Origin of the sequence: Brevundimonas sp. (genome assembly GCF_046295775.1) — a bacterium.
Classification (GTDB): domain Bacteria; phylum Pseudomonadota; class Alphaproteobacteria; order Caulobacterales; family Caulobacteraceae; genus Brevundimonas.
In genome coordinates this window covers 1-4,068 of record NZ_JBKBML010000033.1, presented here as the reverse complement: position 1 = coordinate 4,068, position 4,068 = coordinate 1, and the positions used below count along the sequence as shown (strand labels likewise).

The window sequence follows — 4,068 nt, the reverse complement described above, 5'->3', positions numbered from 1 at the left end:
AAGCCGGGGAAGGCGTTGATCAGGCCGCTGCCCAGGTCATAACCCTGCGGCAGGGGATCGACCTCGATCTCGTAACGCCGCACGCCATAGGCGCGATCGACGCCCGCCAAGGCGGGGCCGAACCAACCGCTGCGGGCGATCGGATAGCCGCTGGAATCCGTAAGGCTGAGCTGAGCCCGCTTCAGGGTCGGGTGGCGTGTCGCGATGACGAAGCCCTCGCGCGCCGAGCGCCCGATGCCGAAAGCGCCGTCCGCATAGCCGATCAGGGTCGACACCCTCCACAGAGACTCCTGGCGGGTTTCTCCTCCTGGTTCGGTGGAGACCAGGCGGTTGGTGATGACCTCGGCGTCGAAGCGGTTGTTGATGTAGCGCACATCGGCCGACAGCGCCTGGTTGGAACGATCCTGCGACAGGCGGATATCACCGCTCAGATCGTCGAGCCGGCCGTTCGAGGCGCGAGACAGACCGACCTCGCGGAAGTCGTTGCGGCTGTCATAGCGCGCCACGCCATTCCAGCGCCCGCCAAAACGCGACGTCAGGGTGAAGCCGACCCGGGTCTCGTCGCGCCCGTCGCTGGCCGTTCCCCGCTGGAGCGCTAGGTTGACGCCAAAGCGGCGGAAACTTCGTCCGACCGAGACGCTCAGGTCGGTGCGATCGCGCTGCTCGCGCCCCTTCACGAAAGCCGCCCCCAGGCTGAGCGAATAGTCCTTGAACCGCAGCAGGGTCTGGGCGGCGGCGCGCCATTTCTCGCGGTTGAAGGCCGAAGCGTCAAAGGCGCTCTGAAAATATCGACTGGTCGCCTGGGCTGAAGCAACGAAGCGCAGGTCGATGTCGCGAACCAGCGTCGCCTCCTTCAAATAGTCGATCGAGGCGACGTAGCCTTCCCGTCCCGTCCCGCCGTTGCGGCTGACCGCGCCGCCCACCTGTATGAGCCCCAGACGCGAACCCCAGGTCGCCAGGCCGCCGATCTGGCCTCGATCCCGAGCCAGTTGCGCATTTGCGCCGACGGTCAGCTGATCGGTCAGCCCTTTGCGCATGAAGCCCGTGGCGGCGAGCGTGGAGCCGTACTGAAGCTGGCCGCCCTCCTCCAGCACTCCGGCCGACACGCCGAAGTCCAGCACGCCCGGATCCAGCAGGCCCGCCCCTCCAAACAGGTCGAAGACTGCGATCTCGCGCTGGCCGTTGTCGTCCTCGACCAGCAGCCGAACGGTGTTGGCGCCCTGACCGAATGGGAAGTCGCCAAGCGAATAGGGCCCCGCATCCAGGCGGACGCGCTCGACCACCACGCCGTTGACCTCGACGACCACCAGGGCCGGCCGATCCAGGATGAACTGCCGGCGGCCGGCCGGGCGCACGTTCTGGAATGGCCGGATGGTCGAATAGGCCCGCGCCGCCGAGAGGCCGAGAAACCGCTGCGAGCCCTGAAAGCTCTCGACCGGCGGAGCGAACTCGCCGGCGGTCAGGCGCACGGCGGACTGGAAAAGGTCTTTGGTCAGACGGAACTCGCGCCGCCGCCAACGCTCCTGGTCGTTGCCGCCGTCGTAATCGACGCCGCCGGTGAAGGTCACGCCGTCGAAACCGCCGACCTTGGCGAAGACGTCGATGCCGCCCTGCAGCGGCGAGAAGCGGTCCGTGACATGGGAATACTGCTGCGCCAGAACGATGTTGGCCCCCGCAGCGAAGCGGGCAGGCGGATCGAAGGCCGACGGATCGACCACCTCATTGCGCGAAAAGCTGACGTCGCGCCGCGCACGCGCGTCCGCCGCCAGCTCGGCCATGAAGGTCAGCGAAAATGGATCAAAGTTCAGCGAGAACCCCTCGATCCGCAGGTCCGCCATGCTGACCTTGGGCTGGGCCGCAATGACGGCGCCAAGCCTCTCGCGCAGGCCCGGCGCAAGCTGCGGCCCCAGCAAGTCCATGAGGGCGGCGGCGTCGACCAGGCCCTGCCCCTGAGCATCCACCTCGCCGCTGATGTCGCCCAGATAGCGCCCGTCCAGCGTCAGCGGACCCTGGATCGGCGTCAGCACCGGCGTGGGCCGGGCCGACGGCGCGCGGTCCTGCGGATCGGCAGAAGGTCCGTCGGTCGCCGCGTCCGGCGTGGGGGGAACATCGGACGCGGCGCCGACGGCGAGCGCGGCCGGGGGGATGGCGCGCTCGATGGGAACGACCTCGGCGTAGTGGCGGGCCGTGCGGATCACTTCCGCGTCCCTCGCCGGCGTCGAGGCGTGAGCCGCCGAGGCGAGGCCGCCCCCGACGCAGGCCATGACGCCGAACCGACGCCAGGCGCACCGCGGCGCTTCCGGGCCGCCAGGACGGGCCCCGTTCACGATCGCCCGCCCTAAAGCAGCGCGATCGCGGCGGTGACATCGCCCGCCGCCCCGGCGGCGAGGGCCGCCGGGATGCGTATCGTCCGCGAAGCCCCTCCCGCAATGACGCTGACCTCGCCGACGTCGACATCAGCGGCGGGCACCTCGTGGGCGCGGCCGTCCGCCGTGGTCAGGGTGAACCGCGCCTCCCGCAGATGGGCGAAGCCGGTTCCGGGATTACGAGCCGCGATCAGGATGTCGCCATTGGGCGCCCGACTCAGGCCGGTGACCTCCACCGACGCGCGAGCGTTCGCCGGGGCCACGAAGACATAGGTGTTGATGGTGAAGGCCACCTTCACGTCGGCCCCCGCCTCGCCGTCCGCGCCCGTGGTCTGCATGACGATCGGCAACTGGCCGACACGCACCAGATACATGCCGGGCTCGCCGCCGGCGCCGCCTGAGGGCTCACCGACATAGCGGACCTGTACGATCTGATCGCGGTTGGGCGGAATGACCGACTGGACCGGAAAGGCGACAATGGCGTCGTCCTCGGGGGTCAGGCTGCGCGCGCCCTCGTCATCGACACGCATGCGGTAGACCTCGATCTCCACCGTGGCCGGCGTCGTACTGTTGTTTCTGACCGTGAGCCGATAGCTGGAGCCGACGCCGGTCGGCGTCAGCTTGGCCACCATCGGCGACACCTCCAAGGCGTGGCTTGGTGTCGCCGAGGCCGTGAAAAGCATCAAAGCCGCCAGTGCGGCGGTGAAGCGCCGGAGCGCCATGACTGCATCCTCCCCTGCAGAAAATGGAAAAAGGCGGGGCCGCCCGAAGACGGCCCCAACCGCCCGGTCAGGCCGGATTCAAGGCGAAGGTGAAGACTTCAGTATAGGTGCCGGCCGGCGCCGAGGCCGCGCCAGGGCCAGACGGCGAAGCCGCGCAGCCGGACGAGCCCGGGTTGCTGGGATCGCCCTGGGTGCCGCCCACGCCCGCACCGCCCGGAACATTGTAGCAGAGGTTCAGGAACAGATCGGCGAAGATGCCGTCGGCCAGCTTCTGGCTATAGCCGCCTGAGTTGGTCACGATGGCCGGGCTGCCGGGCCAGGTGTCGACCGGGGCGAAGCCCAGGCTCGGGATTTCCGGCACGACCAGATCCCAGTCGTAGTTGATCAGCACGCCGCCGGCCGACTTGAAGTCGCCGTTCTGGGCGCTCGACGTCAGGTTGGCGCCCGTCGCCGAGTTGCAGGACATCCGCAGCGTGGTGACCTTCTGACGCGCACCGTTGGCCACCGCGACATTGCCTCCCGCGACATTGGCCAGGCCGATGCCGCAGAAGTTGGTCACGCTGGTCGAGACGGTGACATTGGTCTGGGCGCTCGACACGCCGGGGATGGCGAGCAGAGCTGCGGCGGCGGCGGCCGTCGCAAGAATATGAGTGCGCATAATGATCCTCCAGTATTGATTGCGAGAAGTATCCGGCCCTGTTTGAACAGGTTCCGGCCATTGGGCTGTTCGCCTCAATCTCGCCATTTACAGCGCACGGTCGCCGACCGACATCGCCAAGGAGGGTAGCGATGTTGGACTAGTCAATTTCGGTTAGGCATTTGGGTGCACAACGGAGCGGCCCCCCTCCGCAGCCAGGTGGCCCGAAGCCTTGAAGGCGGCTGTTTCGCGTTTGGTTGCGCGGGGCGCGGTTTGATGCATGGAGCCCGGCCAAAGAAAAACCCGCTGTCCTTTTGGACGGCGGGTTTTGATCTTGGGTGCG

General features: G+C 68.0%; 3 protein-coding genes. All 3 read right to left on the bottom strand.

From position 1 onward, the window contains the following. A partial coding sequence (locus ACK4I0_RS12900; protein WP_409611607.1) for a hypothetical protein occupies positions 1 to 2,198 on the bottom strand: 2,198 nt, incomplete at its 3' end. Positions 2,199 to 2,338: 140 nt separating this feature from the next. Further along, complete coding sequence (locus ACK4I0_RS12895) at positions 2,339 to 3,088, bottom strand: hypothetical protein (RefSeq protein WP_409611605.1); 750 nt, start codon at positions 3,086 to 3,088, stop codon at positions 2,339 to 2,341. 67 nt (positions 3,089 to 3,155) lie between these two features. Then, positions 3,156 to 3,746, bottom strand: coding sequence for a hypothetical protein (locus ACK4I0_RS12890; RefSeq protein ID WP_409611603.1), 591 nt, complete (start codon positions 3,744 to 3,746; stop codon positions 3,156 to 3,158). Positions 3,747 to 4,068: the final 322 nt, after the last annotated feature.

Excerpts from the sequence above, each read along its gene's own strand:
- ACK4I0_RS12890 (WP_409611603.1), bottom strand. The coding sequence starts at position 3,746 with ATGCGCACTCATATTCTTGCGACGGCCGCCGCCGCCGCAGCTCTGCTC.
- ACK4I0_RS12895 (WP_409611605.1), bottom strand. The coding sequence starts at position 3,088 with ATGGCGCTCCGGCGCTTCACCGCCGCACTGGCGGCTTTGATGCTTTTC.